Raw genomic sequence first — 15,245 nt, 5'->3', positions numbered from 1 at the left:
AGACTCTTTAAAAATAGAGAATAAAGCAAATAGAGAATAGAGCGATAAATGGGTTAATAGAAGAGAATCGCTAGCCAAACAACAGCAAAGAGCAGGAGCGCCACCATCACAAGCGCCGATCCAATATCCTTTGCCTGCCCAGAAAGAGGGTGATGCTCTAAGCTAATCCGATCAACCACTGACTCAATCGCAGAATTTATAAGCTCCATTAAGAAGATCAAAATGGCACTTCCTAACAATAATGCTAACTCCACACCATTCTCTGCAATAACAAAAGCCATAGGAATAACAACAATCCCGGCCAACAACTCTTGACGAATCGCCTCTTCATTACGATAAGCGGCCTGCAGCCCTTTGATAGAGTATCTTGTTGCCGCCACAATTCGAGCTAACCCTTTTCGATCAGGCTTATTCATCTTTTGGGTCATAATTATTCCTTTATTGACCGACTTATTTGGATCTATTCCCTATAAAAATCCCCTATAAAAGATCGAACTCACAAGATCGATCTATCGATATCAGGCTATCGATAATAGATGGGGCTATTGAGGCAACTCAACCTCAATAATCTGTGTTGTTTCGCTCTCTTTATCAGTATCATCGAGCATTACCCACACAACAAAGGCAACAATAAGAATCAAATAGAGCCACTTGAAAGATCTTTTTGTTTTTTTCTGGTCGTAATACATATTGATATCAATTCTGCTTTTTAGGTTAATTTATAGCGATAGCTTGAATTCTTAAGTTAAATTACTCAAACTACTACTTCGTTTTAAATCTGAATTTAGAAATCTGAATTTGTTATTGTAGCAAATATGTGCCACTTTGAACTATAAAATATAGACACGTTACAATCGTAGGATAATTGAGAAATTAGATGAGTAAATCTTTAGTTATTGTTGAATCGCCCGCAAAGGCGAAAACAATTGAAAAATATCTAGGCAAGGACTTTACTGTTCTTGCCTCTTTTGGTCACGTAAGACAATTAGTTCGCAAAACTGGTTCTGTTGATCCCGATAATAATTTTGCGATGAAATATGAAGTGATCCCCCAAAATAAAAAGCATCTATCTGCCATTGAAAAAGCATTGAAAGATGCAGATAATCTTATGCTTGCAACGGACCCCGATAGAGAGGGTGAGGCGATCTCTTGGCATATTTTAGAATACTTAAAGAGTAAACGCGCCTTAACAGGGAAAAACATTACCCGCGTTGTTTTCAATGAGATCACTAAAAGTGCGGTTCAATATGCCGTAGCTCATCCAAGACAGATCGACATGGACCTAGTAGAAGCGCAACAGGCCCGCACCGCACTCGATTATCTTGTCGGCTTTAATCTCTCCCCTCTCCTTTGGAAGAAAATCAACCCTGGCCTCTCAGCCGGACGGGTGCAATCACCGGCATTAAGGTTAATTGTTGAAAGAGAAGATGAGATCAATGCATTCGTCTCTCAAGAATATTGGTCTATCTTTGCCGATCTTGCCAAAGAGAGCTCAACCTTCTCTGGTAAATTGATTGAGTATCAGGGTGAAAAAGTTGAGCAATTTACCATTACGGATAAAAAGAGTGCCGAGGCAGCTAAAGCAACACTTGAAAAAGCATTTGATAGCAAGATTCCTGTCTATAATGTTGAAAAGAAACAGCGTCGTCGTAATCCCGCTGCCCCATTTACAACCTCAACCTTACAGCAGGAAGCATCGCGAAAATTACGATTTAGCACAACCCGAACAATGCGAACAGCACAAGATCTCTATGAAGGGATTAACTTAGGGGCTGAAACCATCGGTCTGATTACCTATATGCGTACAGACTCCGTTACCCTCTCTAATGAAGCGCTCGAAGATATTCGTCGCTACATCAAAAGTAAACATGGAGATGAGTATCTCCCTAAGGCACCTCGAGAGTATAAAACAAAGGCAAAAAATGCGCAGGAAGCGCATGAGGCGATCCGTCCAACCTCTGTCTTTAGAACCCCTGAGTCTGTTAAAGAGCATCTATCTTCAGATCAATATCGTCTCTATGAGCTGATCTGGAAGCGCGCCATCGCATCACAGATGGAATCTGCAATTATGAATACAACCTCTATCGATTTAGGGGAGAAAGGATTGCATACATTTCGCGTAACCGGTTCAACGATCGCTTTTCCAGGGTTTATGAGCCTCTATCTTGAAGATGTTGATGATGAGAAAGAAGAGCAGAAAGAGGAGGATAAGATTCTTCCCGAGATGGCTGTTGGTGAAGTGATCGACCTGACTGAGATCAAGCCTAATCAACATTTTACTGAGCCACCACCACGCTACACTGAGGCTTCATTGGTAAAATCTCTCGAAGAATTTGGGATCGGTCGCCCATCAACTTATGCCTCTATTATTTCAACCTTACAAAATCGAGAGTATGTCATCCTTGACAATCGTCGCTTTATTCCTACTGATATGGGAAAAATTGTCGCACGCTTCCTCTCCTCGGAATTTAGACGAATTGTTGATTATGAATTTACCGCGCTAATGGAAGATAACCTCGATGAAGTGGCAAATGGTGAAAAAGCTTGGATTCCACTTCTTGAAGAATTTTGGACCCCATTTATTGCTCAATGCAATCATGTTGAAGAGAATGTCACGCGAGCTGAAGTTGCTCAAGCTAAAGTGTTAGGGGAAGATCCTAAAACAGGAAAACCGGTCTCTGTAAGAATTGGTCGCTATGGACCCTTTGCTCAGATCGGTGATAAAGATGATGAAGAGAAGCCTCGCTTTGCTTCACTATTACCGGGACAGAGTATCGACACTATCACTTTCGAGGAGGCTATGGCACTCTTCCGCCTCCCCCGTATCTTAGGGCAAGGTGAAGATGGTTATGATATTCGTGCAAATATTGGTCGCTTTGGGCCCTATATTCAATATGGTCCTCGTAAGTTTGTCTCTCTAAAAGAGGATGACCCATATAGCGTCTCTTTTGAGCGTGCAATAGAGATTGTTGAAGCTCATAAAGCGGCAGAAGCTGCTAAGTTTATCAACTCATTTCAAGATGGGGATATCACGATCGAAGTCATTAATGGCCGATATGGGCCTTACATCACAGATGGCACCAAAAATGCCAAAGTTCCTAAAGAGAGTGATCCTGCCCTTTTAACACTTGAAGAGTGTAAAGAGCTCCTCGCTAAAGCCCCTGCAAAAGGTCGCCGAAAAGCGGCAACAAAGAAGAGTAGCACTAAAAAGGCTGCAGATGAAAAAGCTGAAACTAAAAAAACAGCCACTAAAAAAAGCACGACCAAAAAGAGTCCTACAAAAAAGAGTACAGCAACAAAAAGCACCACAGCCAAGAAGAGCACAACAACAAAGAAGAGCAGTAGCAAAAAGAGTAGTACTAAGGAGAGTAGCGAGGTGTAATTACCCTCAAATAACTCTCAACAATACCTCTATCACACTATTAAAATAGCGATAGCATAGAGGTGAATCTTACAAAAGGGGTGGTTAAAGACACCCCTTTTTACTCTTTGTTGATAAAATGAACTCTATAATAGAGGATAACAGAGGATCAATACGCTCTTAAAAGAGTGTATTACTCTTCCTATCTCCATTTTCCCTACCCTAATTTTATAAGAGAGAGTCAATTCACTATGTCACAAGAAAAGCCTTATATCCTAATTATTGATGATGAAAAAGATATCTGTAACCTTGTTAGTGATATTCTGCAAGATGAGGGCTACGAGGTTGCTATGGCCTATAATGGCACAGAAGCAAAAGCCCTAAAAACAGAGCGCGAGCCCGATCTTATTCTTCTTGATATCTGGATGCCCGATATAGATGGAATCTCCCTCTTAGGTGAATGGCGTAATAACAATGAGTTACACTGCCCTGTTATTATGATGAGCGGTCACGGCACTCTAGAGCATGCAATTGAGGCGACAAAGTTAGGGGCGGTCGATTTTCTTGAAAAACCTTTGACATTAGCAAAGCTACTCTTAGTGGTTGAAAAAACCTTGGAAGAGGCCAAAACCCACTCACCGCAAACAGAAAATCGTCAAAGCGCCCCCCCCTCAATTCCTCCTTTTGAACCCATTGGAAGAAGTCAACTGATGGTCACTTTAAGGGAGAAACTGATCGAGGCGGCTAAATCAGATACCAATGTTCTCTTACTCCATACTTTTGGCTCCGAAGTTGCCGGTATTGCAAGCTATATCCACACCTCATCACGTAGAAAACAAGCGCCCTTTTTAGAATTAAGCTTTAACTCTCTGAGCTTAAATGAGGTTAAGGAACTCATTGAAAATGCTGAAAAACGATCACAGCTATTGCAGTCGATCGATGGTGGCACCCTCTATCTCAGTAATTTAGAGCAGGCCGATGACCGAGCACAAAAACTGATCTATGACTTAATTCAAACAAAGTCCTATATTCACCCAAAAACAGGGGCAATTACCCCCACTAATATTCGCTATATCTTCTCAGCACAACCCGGCTTACTCTCACTTGTAGAGAGTGGCGATTTCCTCGAACCCCTCTGGCATCAAATCAATGTCGTTCTTATTGAAATCCCCTCCCTTGCCGAGCATCCTGAAGATGTTCCTGAGTTAGTAAATGCCTATATCCACTATTTTGTTGATGATAAAGGGCTAACCTACCGCCACTTCTCCATTGCGGCTCAAAATAGACTACGCAATCATCAATGGAGCGGAAATCATCTTGCCCTTAAAAATATTATTCAACGTCTACTTGTTTTAGGAAAAAGTGATGAAGTGACATTAGATGAGGTGAATCAGGCGCTCGAGCAAGATCTTAAAAATAGCAGCAATCTCACCAATTTAACTGATCACCTACCATTGCATCTCCCCTTAAGAGAGGCGCGTGAACAGTTTGAAAGAGCTTATCTAATCGCTCAATATGAGCGATCTGAGGGGAATATTGCAAATCTTGCTGAGTTAGTTGGCATGGAGAGAACTAATCTCTATCGTAAACTGAAATCTCTCGATATCGATCCTAAAAAGGGTTACTAATCGGAAGGAGAACAGATATGACACTTGAAGATCAAATCAACAATTCAAAACTCATTTCCAATATTGAGAAGGTTTGTCAGCGGATAGAGTCCGCTGCAAAGCGTGCTCAGAGAGATCCTAATGAGATCTCTCTTCTACTTGCAACTAAACAGCAGCCTATCGATATCATCAATAACGCAATTGCTCTTGGATATGGACTTATTGGAGAGAATAGAGCACAAGAACTTGTAGAAAAAGTGCCTCATCTTCTAAAAAGAATCGATATTCCCTTCAAAACCGTAAGGGAGACCCACTTTATCGGCCCCTTGCAGGGAAATAAGGTGAATGAAGTTGTAGCTTATGCAGATTGCATCCAGAGTGTTGATCGCATTAGAATTGCTCGACGCATCGATCGAGCGGCTCAAAACTTCAATAAAAATATGGCTATTTTAGTGCAAGTCAATAGCTCACTTGACCCCAATAAACAGGGCTTACTTCCCAAACAACTCGCCCCCTTTTTAGAAGAGATCGCCACTTTTAGCCATCTACAGGTTCGCGGCTTAATGACCATTGGAAAACAATCGAATGATCCTGAAGTTGTTCGCACTGGTTTTGCAGCATTACGTCAACTTAGTGAAGAGATGCGCGATGCTGGCTTACTTCCACCTCACGCAAAGACGCTCTCAATGGGGATGAGTGGAGATCTCGAACTTGCAATTGAAGAGGGAGCCACTATTATTCGTATCGGAAGTGATATCTTCGGTGCAAGAAAATCTTTCTAAATCGAACCTCTCTAAATCAATACATGATTTAAAAAAGAGAAAAGCACCGAGAAATCCAAAGAGATGAAAGAGGGTTAAAAGCCCACTACTACGAGTTCTTAGCAAATTTAAAAATAAAGTTTAAGAAAAATTTAAAAAAGAGCTTGAAGTCTGAAAATTCGTTCCCATATTGTACTCAGAGAATGAGATAGGCTACAAAAAGTTTAAATGTCTCAAATAGCTTATAGCTTTAATTATAGTTTTAATTATAGTTTTAAGCTTATGGTTTTAGGTTGCATCTAAAAGGTATTCAAATGACTACTCAAATTATCGTGGAATCACTTTGAAAACCTTTGAGATCACTTCTAGATGATATTGTTGTAGATCCCTGCAGATCGCTTTAACAATTATTAATAACTATTGATAGCTACTGATAGTTATTAATGACATTTAATAACTCTTGATGCCTTACTCCAGATTGTAAGAAATTATGACACTATCTATTCATGATTACTCAATCAATAATTATTCAATAAAACATTCAATAAAAAGTAACAATAAAGGAAATAAATAATGGCTAAAATTATTGGTATTGACTTAGGTACAACTAACTCATGTGTTGCCGTAATGGAAGGCGATAAAGTGCGCGTTATTGAGAACGCAGAAGGTGATCGCACTACCCCCTCTATCGTTGCCTATACACCTGATGAAGTTTTAACAGGTGAGCCAGCAAAACGTCAGGCAATTACAAACCCTAAAAATACACTCTACGCAATCAAACGTCTTATCGGTCGTCGCTTTGAAGACCCAGAAGTTCAAAAAGATCGTGAGATTGTTCCCTTCTCCATTATCAAAGCCGATAATGGTGATGCTTGGGTAGAAGTTTTAGATAATCAAAAAATGGCGCCACCAGAAGTTTCTGCACGTGTCTTAATGAAGATGAAAGAGACTGCCGAGAAATATCTTGGTGAAAAAGTAACTGAAGCAGTAATTACTGTTCCGGCTTACTTCAATGATGCGCAACGTCAAGCAACAAAAGATGCGGGTAAAATTGCAGGTCTTGATGTAAAACGCATTATCAATGAGCCAACAGCAGCTGCACTTGCTTATGGTCTTGATAAAGATTCTAAAGGTGAGAAGAAAGTTGCCGTCTTCGACTTAGGAGGGGGTACATTTGATATCTCCATCATCGAAATTGCAGACTTTGATGGTGATAAACAGTTTGAAGTACTCTCAACTAACGGTGATACTTTCCTCGGTGGTGAAGACTTTGACAACGCAATTATCAACTACCTTGTAGAAGAGTTTAAGAAAGAGACAGGTATCGATCTACAAAATGATCCTTTAGCGTTACAACGTCTTAAAGATGCCGGTGAAAAAGCGAAAATTGAACTCTCCTCTGCACAACAGACAGAGATCAACCTTCCTTACATCACAGCAGATAATACAGGGCCAAAACATCTTAATATCAAGATGACTCGTGCAAAACTTGAAGCATTAGTAGAAGATCTCATCGATCGTACATTAGAGCCTTGCCGTATTGCTCTTAAAGATGCCGGTCTTTCTGCAAGCCAGATCGATGATGTGATCCTTGTAGGTGGTCAAACTCGTATGCCTAAAGTGCAAGAGAAAGTTAAAGAGTTCTTTGGTAAAGAGCCGCGCCACGATGTTAACCCTGATGAAGCAGTTGCTTCTGGTGCAGCAGTACAAGGGGGCGTCTTAGGAGGCGATGTTAAAGATGTTCTTCTTCTTGACGTAACTCCACTCTCACTCGGTATCGAGACTATGGGTGGCGTGATGACAAAATTGATCGAGAAGAATACAACGATCCCAACAAAGGCGAGCCAAGTATTCTCAACAGCACAGGACAATCAACCTGCGGTAACCATCCATGTGTTACAAGGTGAGCGTCCACAAGCATCAGAGAACCACTCTTTAGGTCAATTTGATCTCTCAGACATTCCTCCAGCGCCACGCGGTGTACCACAGATCGAAGTTACATTTGATATCGACTCAGATGGTATTATGAATGTTTCTGCGAAAGATAAAGCGACTGGTAAAGAGCAATCGATCCAAATCCGTTCGAACTCCGGTCTCTCTGAAGCTGACATTGAGAAGATGATCAAAGATGCAGAAAAGCATGCTGAAGATGACAAGAAGTTCCAAGAACTCGTCTCTGCGCGTAACATGGCGGAACAGATGATTCACGCTTCTGAAAAATCTCTCAAAGATTTGGCAGACAAAGTAGAAGAATCTGAAAAAACAGCAATTGAAGCTGCCATTGAAGAGCTTAAAGAGGCAGTGAAAGGTAATGATCTTGCCGATATCAATGCAAAAACTGAAAAGTTAACAGAGCTTGCAGGCGCATTGGCACAAAAAGCTTACGCAGAACAGGGCGAAACAGCAGAAGGTCAAGAAGCTAAAGATGACAATGTTGTTGATGCTGAGTTTGAAGAAGTTAAAGATGATAAAGGCGATAAGAAGTAATCTTTCTTAATCCTAAGTCATACTATGAAAGGATACCTCGAAAGAGGTATCCTCTTTTAAAGTTTAAGCGAGCAAGATCAGAATCGGAATCGGAATCGGAATAAAATCATATTTTCAGTAGGGTTTTACCTACAAACTTTATCAACGGCGATAAGTCAAAGCTGTTGTTCAAAACGACGATATCATTGTAAACATCTTATCAATCATGATTTATCTGAGCTTAATTCATTAGTGAAATGTTGCTTCTTTCTTACGATCTTAAACAATCTTAACTTTCTCTACCCTCTCAACCATTGATTCTCTTGATCAAAATTGAAGAGATAACAAAAGGCAGAGACAAGGAGATAAAACAGATCGTAGCATTCGAAGAGGCTGAAGCAAATACTCACCCCTTCGACCCAATGTCAAACTAATACATGAATAAGCACCACAATCTTTATTGATAATCTGTTTAATGAATTGATTTTGATGAAATTGACTTTAATTAATTGATATTTAAGCAATTGATATTTAGGTGATTGATAGTGATCCATCAATTAACCCCTCATCATCACTCACAAAATAAATGATAAATGAAATAACATTAAAAAGATAAAAAAGATAGAAAATATAGAGATTAGAACGATAGATAAGAGTTATTAGAGTTAACGATATAAAATTAAGATTAAGGAATAAGCATATATGGCGGAACGCGATTATTATGAGGTCTTAGGCGTAGCAAAAACGGCGACACAAGATGAGATCCGTAAAGCTTACAGAAGACTTGCTGGAAAATATCATCCAGATCGTAATGCTGACAATAAAGAAGAAGCAGAAGCAAAATTTAAAGAGGTCCAGAAAGCATACGAAGTTCTCTACGATGAAGAGAAGCGAAAAATGTATGACCAATTTGGTCACGCCGGCGTTAATGGTCAAGCCGGTGGCGGACAAGGCGGTTTCGGAGGCTTTGGTGGCGCAGATTTTGGTGATATCTTCGGCGATATGTTTGGTGATATCTTCGGCAATCGTGGCGGTGCCCAGAGTGGCCCTCGCGCTTATCGAGGTGAAGATATCGGCTATCAGCTCGATATTACCTTAGAAGAAGCAGTTTTTGGAACAACAACCAGAATTACCGTCCCTACAAAGGTTCACTGCCATTACTGTAATGGTACCGGCGCCGCTGAGGGATCAGAACCTGTTACCTGTACAACCTGTCATGGTTTAGGGCAAGTTCGTGTCTCGCAAGGTTTCTTCTCTGTACAGCAGACCTGCCCTGATTGTCATGGTCGCGGGAAGAAGATTACCAATCCATGTAAACATTGCCATGGTAGCGGTAGCATTCGTAAAAACAAAACGCTTGAAGTGAAAGTACCGGCAGGTGTGGATACCGGCGATAGAATTCGCCTCTCAGGTGAAGGAGAAGCGGGCGAAAATGGTGGCCCTAATGGTGATCTCTATGTTCAGATCCGCGTGAAAAAGCATGCGATCTTTACCCGTGAAGATGAGAACCTCTATTGCGAAGTTCCTGTAAGCTTTACAACTGCTGCGTTAGGGGGTGAAATTGAGGTCCCCACACTCGATGGTCGCGTTAACTTAAAGATTCCGGCAGAAACCCAAACAGATCGCGTCTTTAGATTGCGTGGTAAAGGTGTAAAACCAGTTCGAGGTGGCGCGCAAGGTGATCTCTACTGCACCATTAAAGTGGAAACCCCGGTAAAGCTCAGTAGTGAGCAGCAAGAGATGTTACGTAAATTTGGAGAGACGTTAGGTGAAAATCATGCACCGAAGCAAAATAGCTGGTTAGATAAAGCAAAACGTTTTTTCGAAGATTTAGGTAAGTAAAATCATTGGTTCGCACTTCAAGGCCATTAAAGCGATGAAAGATGCGATAAGATAATGAACCTACTAGCATTTTAAGCTAGCATCTTCATACAAAATCCTAAATTTAAAAGCGCCCAAAGAGGTTATCCTCTCTGGGCGCTTTTATGGATTCTTTTCTTAACTTTTTATTAGTTTTTTTATAGCTATTGCTAATGATCAATTCTGCATCAATCATATTACAGTATTACATAACTTCTGCCCTAACCTCACGCCAAGGTTGATAGAGAAGGAAATAGGCGATCGCTCCCGAAATTCCTGAGATCCCCATCACCACAGTTAAAAGCTCCTGATGATGAGTAACGATATAGCTGGCAATGGCTCCCACAAAAAATTGAGTTGCAGAATTGAGCGCCATTGCTGCCCCTGCTCGATGATAGTTGAGTTCAATAATTTGCGAAACAATATTATTACCAATAAAGCCCGAAACACACATCAAAAGAAAAGTGGAGAGAAAGAAACCGATCAACGACTGATCACCCCAAAGTAGCATAATAATGCCGGCAAGACTGATCCAAATCAGCCCAAAAAGAATCAGGGTAATCACATTAAAACGTTTTAAGCATAAGATATTGAGAAGCGCACTCACGATCACGCCTACAATATTGAGCCCAAATAGAAGACTAAAATGAAACTCACTTAATCCATATTGCGCCTGATAGAGATAGGAAGAGCCGGTGACATATGCAAAAACAACACCCGCCGGTAAAGCACAACCTAACATTGCTCCCAAAGAGCGACGATCTTTTAATATTAGAAGATAATTTTTAAAAGTCTGCGCAATACTAATATCAGGGCGATCCTCTTTATGATAGGTCTCCGGCAGAAAGAAGAAAGTTAAAAAGAATGCAGCGCTCCCAAAAAAGGTTAAAACCCAAAAGAGTGCTTGCCAGCTCTTAAAAATATAGAGAACGGCTACCCCGATTAAAGGAGCAAGTAACGGCGCGATCATCATAATAACCTGCACCACCGACATCATTACGGCAACCTCTTTCCCCTTAAAGACATCACGAATAACCGCACGTCCTACCACCATACAAGCCCCAGCACCAATTGCCTGAATCAGACGTAAAGCCTGTAATCCCTCAATTTGAGAGACAAAAGTGCTTAAAATACTTGTGACTGAGTAGATCACAGCACCAATTAGAATAATATTACGCCGCCCATATTTATCAGAAAGCGGCCCATAAAACATCATTCCAACACAGAGACCTAAGAGAAAGAGTGTTAAGGTCTTTTTCACCTCTGCGTCTGTCGTACCAAAACCCTCCTGAATCTGCAAAAATGCCGGCAGATAGAGATCGATAGACATCGGTGCAAATGCGCCCATCAATGTAATAATAATGACAAGCAATGGCACACCGGGAAGTTTTTTAGGAGTATAGAGAACCATAAATATTGATCTACCTATCTTAGAGTGTCTAGTTTATAAAATATCAGTATAAAACATCAGCTGTAATCGATTGACTCATCTCTCTTTAGAGCGTTATTGAGAATGAGAATTATATCACACCCACTATCAATTGAGATCTTTCCGAGAATAATGCATCGAAAATAGTGCTCTCTTCCCTCTACCGAGATCTTACCTATGAATTCATTATCAATATCAAGTGAGATACGCTAAAATAGGAAGCTTATATTTCAACTGAGCAGTTGTAACAAGATACCAAATCTCCCCTATCGTAAAATGCCACCCTGTAGATGGTGAGCATAATAGTAGGCGATAGTAAGCGAACTAAACAAGAGACCTTTGAGGTTGAGATGAGGTAATTGCTAGCCTGCTCGCTGATTGATTCCTTTTAGAGCTGGAGATCAAAGAGCATGATTCAAATCTATAATAGCTTAACACGCAAAAAAGAGCCGTTTATCCCAATAAATCCTGAGCAAATCAAAATCTATGCTTGTGGAATGACAGTATATGATTATTGTCATATTGGCCATGCTCGCTCTCTTGTCGCCTTCGATATGATCAATCGCTATTTCCGTCATCGTGGTTACAATGTCAAATTTGTTCGCAACATCACCGATATCGATGACAAAATCATTACAAGAGCGAATGAGAGAGGGATCACGATCAATGCGCTAACCGCTGAATTTATCGCTAAGATGAATGAGGATTGTGAAGCGCTCAATATCCTCAAACCTGATGCAGAGCCACGCGCGACAGATCATATTCCCGGCATGATCAAAATGATCACCCAATTGATTGAAAAAGGACTTGCTTATCATGCCAATAATGGTGATGTCTACTATCGCGTTCGCCAATTTAAAGATTATGGCAAACTCTCTAATCAATCGATTGATGAGTTAAGAGCCGGCGAACGAATCGCAATCGATCAATATAAGGAAGATCCCCTCGACTTTGTTCTCTGGAAACATGCTAAAGAGGGGGAGCCCGCATGGGATTCTCCATTTGGTGCCGGCCGCCCGGGATGGCATATTGAGTGCTCTGTTATGAGTGCTGAGCATCTAGGCGAACATTTCGATATTCATGGCGGCGGTATGGATCTTAAATTCCCCCACCATGAGTGTGAAATTGCACAATCGGAAGGATGTCATGATAAACCGATGGCAAACTACTGGATGCACAATGGCTTTATCAATATTGATAATGAGAAGATGAGTAAATCTCTCGGTAACTTCTTCACTATTCGGGAGATTCTTGAACGCTATCCGGCAGAAGTCTTGCGCTTTTTCATCTTAAGTACCCATTATCGAAGTCATATCAATTACTCAACCGATACGATCTCGCAAGCCGGTAATGGCTTAAAACGTCTCTATACAGCACTCGCTACACCTCCTAAAGAGATTCTACCTCTGCCGGAGCAGCATCCTGTATTGGATAGTTTTTACACAGCAATGGATGATGACTTTAATTCACCCCTTGCAATCTCCATATTACATGAAGTAGCGAACAACTATAATCGAACCAAAGAGCCTATTTACTATACGCTTTTAAAGGAATTAGGCGCTGTTTTAGGAATTTTACAACAAGATCCGACCCAATTTTTACAAGGGGATAGAGCAGACTTAGAGATTGATATCGATGCGATGATCGCTGCACGCAACCAAGCAAGAGCCGAGAAAAATTGGGCTGAATCTGATCGTATACGTGATGAGCTCGCAGCCCTAGGAATTGCGCTTGAAGATAAAGATGGTCAAACAACTTGGAGAAAAATATCATGATTAATCCAGAAACAGGCGAATCACTTGTCGAATTCCCTACCCACTTTGCATTTAAAGTAACAGGGGAAAATAGTGACAACTTTGAAGAGCTTATTATCAGCTTAATGAAAGAGGTCGACCCTAAATTAAATCACGATCGCATTAAGCGTAACATGAGTAAATCGGGTAAATATATCTCTTTAACAATCGAAGTATTTGTTACTGAACAGGGACATATCGATAAAGTGTATGAATTACTCAAAGATGAGAAGCGAGTTCTCTTCGCAATCTAACCTAGTCATCTAATCATGAAGAGGTTCACGAAAGTGAGCCTCTTCTGCTTTTACTCCTCTTAATCCCTGAATACTTAAGTGTTTGCTAAGGCCATTCTAAAAGGATGCTTACCACTTGATGCTAATCTAGAGTGCGATCTTAATATTTACAGCAAAGTTTCTTCCCGGCTGAGTCCAACGGTCGGAAAGATTATATTTAGAAGAATTCATAATATAAAAAGAGAACATTAGGGGCAAAGAATGGGAGATGCGATAAGCAGAAAAAGGTGCTATTCTGCTCTATTGTCTGAATCAAAAGTGATTCAAAATTAACAAAATAATGCATGCGTCATGCATGGATATAGACGTCATAAATATAAGCGTAATAAAATTTAATCTCATATCGACACAAGGGAGAGAAAAGTATATGTCGGGCAATAGCATCGGAAAATTATTTTGTGTGACCACTGCAGGAGAGAGCCATGGAAAAGCCCTAGTTGCTATCGTAGATGGTTGCCCTCCTGGAATTGAAATCAATGAGGAGATGATGCAAGTTGATCTCGATCGCCGCAAGCCGGGACAATCTCGCCACACAACACAACGCAAAGAAGCGGATCGTGTCTCTATTCTTTCCGGTGTATTTGAAGGTAAAAGTACCGGCACCTCCATTGCGCTTCTTATCGAAAATGAAGATCAACGCTCTAAAGATTACAACGATATTAAAGATCTCTTTAGACCGGGTCATGCTGACTTTACCTATCATCACAAATATGGTTTACGTGATTATCGTGGCGGAGGTCGCTCAAGCGCCCGGGAAACAGCTATCAGAGTCGCTGCCGGCGCCATCGCTAAAGCCGTTCTGAAAAAATTGTATGGTACTGAAATTTATGGCTACCTCTCACAATTAGGCCCATTGAAGCCGAGTCAATTTCAAAAAGAGGCAATAGAAGCTGAAGGGAATCCCTTCTTCTGGCCCTGCCAAGAAGATATCGCCGAGTTAGAGAGCTATATGGATCAACTACGCAAATCAGGAAATTCCATTGGCGCTAAGGTAACTGTTATTGCAGAAAATCCGCCAGTAGGATTAGGAGAACCAGTCTTTGATCGACTCGATGCTGATATAGCCCATGCAATGATGGGAATCAATGCGGTAAAAGGTGTAGAGATCGGAGATGGATTTGACACGGTAGAGGCACTTGGTACAGAGTTTAGAGATGAAATTACAGCAGAAGGGTTTCTCTCTAATCATGCCGGTGGAATTCTTGGCGGGATCTCTTCAGGACAGCCAATCATCACCCATATTGCCTTAAAGCCAACCTCAAGCTTACGTCTCGAAGGTCGCACTGTCGATACTGAGGGAAATGAGACTTCGGTCATTACCAAAGGTCGACACGATCCTTGTGTTGGAATCCGTGCAACACCCATTGCTGAAGCAATGTTAGCGATCACTCTACTCGATCATGCCCTTCGCCATCGCGGACAAACAGGAAGATAATACTCTTCTTAAAATCACTTGATGGACAATTGAAAATCAATTAGGCTTCAATAGAAGCAGATATTCATTCACCATCTAAAAAAAATTATAAAAGTAACTATACAAAAAAGGATTAATCTGCTTATCGCTTACTCATCCTTTTTTAACCTTTATTTTAAGCTCTTTAAAAAATTAAACTAAAATCAATGAGTTAGATAAAAGAGGAAAATAATAGGTTTTAAGGAGCAAACAACCCTAAAC

At 40.8% G+C, this 15,245-nt stretch carries 10 protein-coding genes; 8 read left to right on the top strand and 2 right to left on the bottom strand.

Annotated features, from left to right (window positions below):
• Positions 1-53: 53 nt before the first annotated feature.
• Positions 54-428 (bottom strand): diacylglycerol kinase, encoded by a 375-nt coding sequence (locus DC077_RS00600; RefSeq protein ID WP_109201388.1) that lies wholly within the window; start codon positions 426-428, stop codon positions 54-56.
• Between the two features lie 449 nt (positions 429-877).
• Here DC077_RS00600 and DC077_RS00595 point away from each other — a divergent pair, with 449 nt between their 5' ends.
• The 5 genes from DC077_RS00595 to dnaJ all read left to right on the top strand — a co-directional run bounded on the left by DC077_RS00595 (position 878) and on the right by dnaJ (position 10,037).
• Complete coding sequence (locus DC077_RS00595) at positions 878-3,382, top strand: DNA topoisomerase I (RefSeq protein ID WP_109201387.1); 2,505 nt, start codon at positions 878-880, stop codon at positions 3,380-3,382.
• A 230-nt stretch (positions 3,383-3,612) separates the two neighbouring features.
• Positions 3,613-4,989, top strand: a complete 1,377-nt coding sequence (locus DC077_RS00590; RefSeq protein ID WP_109201386.1) for a sigma-54-dependent transcriptional regulator — start codon at positions 3,613-3,615, stop codon at positions 4,987-4,989.
• A 17-nt stretch (positions 4,990-5,006) separates the two neighbouring features.
• On the top strand, positions 5,007-5,750 hold the full coding sequence (locus DC077_RS00585) for a YggS family pyridoxal phosphate-dependent enzyme (protein WP_109201385.1): 744 nt from the start codon (positions 5,007-5,009) through the stop codon (positions 5,748-5,750).
• A 552-nt stretch (positions 5,751-6,302) separates the two neighbouring features.
• Positions 6,303-8,216: a molecular chaperone DnaK gene (dnaK, locus tag DC077_RS00580; RefSeq protein WP_109201384.1), complete on the top strand. Its 1,914-nt coding sequence runs from the start codon at positions 6,303-6,305 to the stop codon at positions 8,214-8,216.
• A gap of 681 nt (positions 8,217-8,897) precedes the next feature.
• Complete coding sequence (gene dnaJ / locus DC077_RS00575; RefSeq protein ID WP_109201383.1) at positions 8,898-10,037, top strand: molecular chaperone DnaJ; 1,140 nt, start codon at positions 8,898-8,900, stop codon at positions 10,035-10,037.
• 223 nt (positions 10,038-10,260) lie between these two features.
• Here dnaJ and DC077_RS00570 read toward each other — a convergent pair whose 3' ends face one another.
• Positions 10,261-11,466 carry a multidrug effflux MFS transporter gene (locus DC077_RS00570; RefSeq protein ID WP_109201382.1) on the bottom strand — a complete coding sequence of 402 codons (1,206 nt, stop codon included), beginning with the start codon at positions 11,464-11,466 and terminating at the stop codon, positions 10,261-10,263.
• A gap of 428 nt (positions 11,467-11,894) precedes the next feature.
• Between DC077_RS00570 and cysS the strand changes: the two genes are divergently transcribed.
• The 3 genes from cysS (at position 11,895) to aroC (ending at position 15,005) form a co-directional block, all read left to right on the top strand.
• Positions 11,895-13,259, top strand: a complete 1,365-nt coding sequence (gene cysS / locus DC077_RS00565) for a cysteine--tRNA ligase (RefSeq protein ID WP_109201381.1) — start codon at positions 11,895-11,897, stop codon at positions 13,257-13,259.
• Positions 13,256-13,531: an HP0495 family protein gene (locus tag DC077_RS00560; RefSeq protein WP_109201380.1), complete on the top strand. Its 276-nt coding sequence runs from the start codon at positions 13,256-13,258 to the stop codon at positions 13,529-13,531. Before cysS ends, DC077_RS00560 begins: the two co-directional genes overlap by 4 nt.
• A gap of 406 nt (positions 13,532-13,937) precedes the next feature.
• Complete coding sequence (aroC, locus tag DC077_RS00555) at positions 13,938-15,005, top strand: chorismate synthase (RefSeq protein ID WP_109201379.1); 1,068 nt, start codon at positions 13,938-13,940, stop codon at positions 15,003-15,005.
• Positions 15,006-15,245: the final 240 nt, after the last annotated feature.

The sequence above is a fragment of the Ignatzschineria cameli genome, from assembly GCF_003121895.1.
GTDB lineage: Bacteria > Pseudomonadota > Gammaproteobacteria > Cardiobacteriales > Wohlfahrtiimonadaceae > Ignatzschineria > Ignatzschineria cameli.
This window is presented reverse-complemented; position numbering and strand designations above follow the sequence as displayed.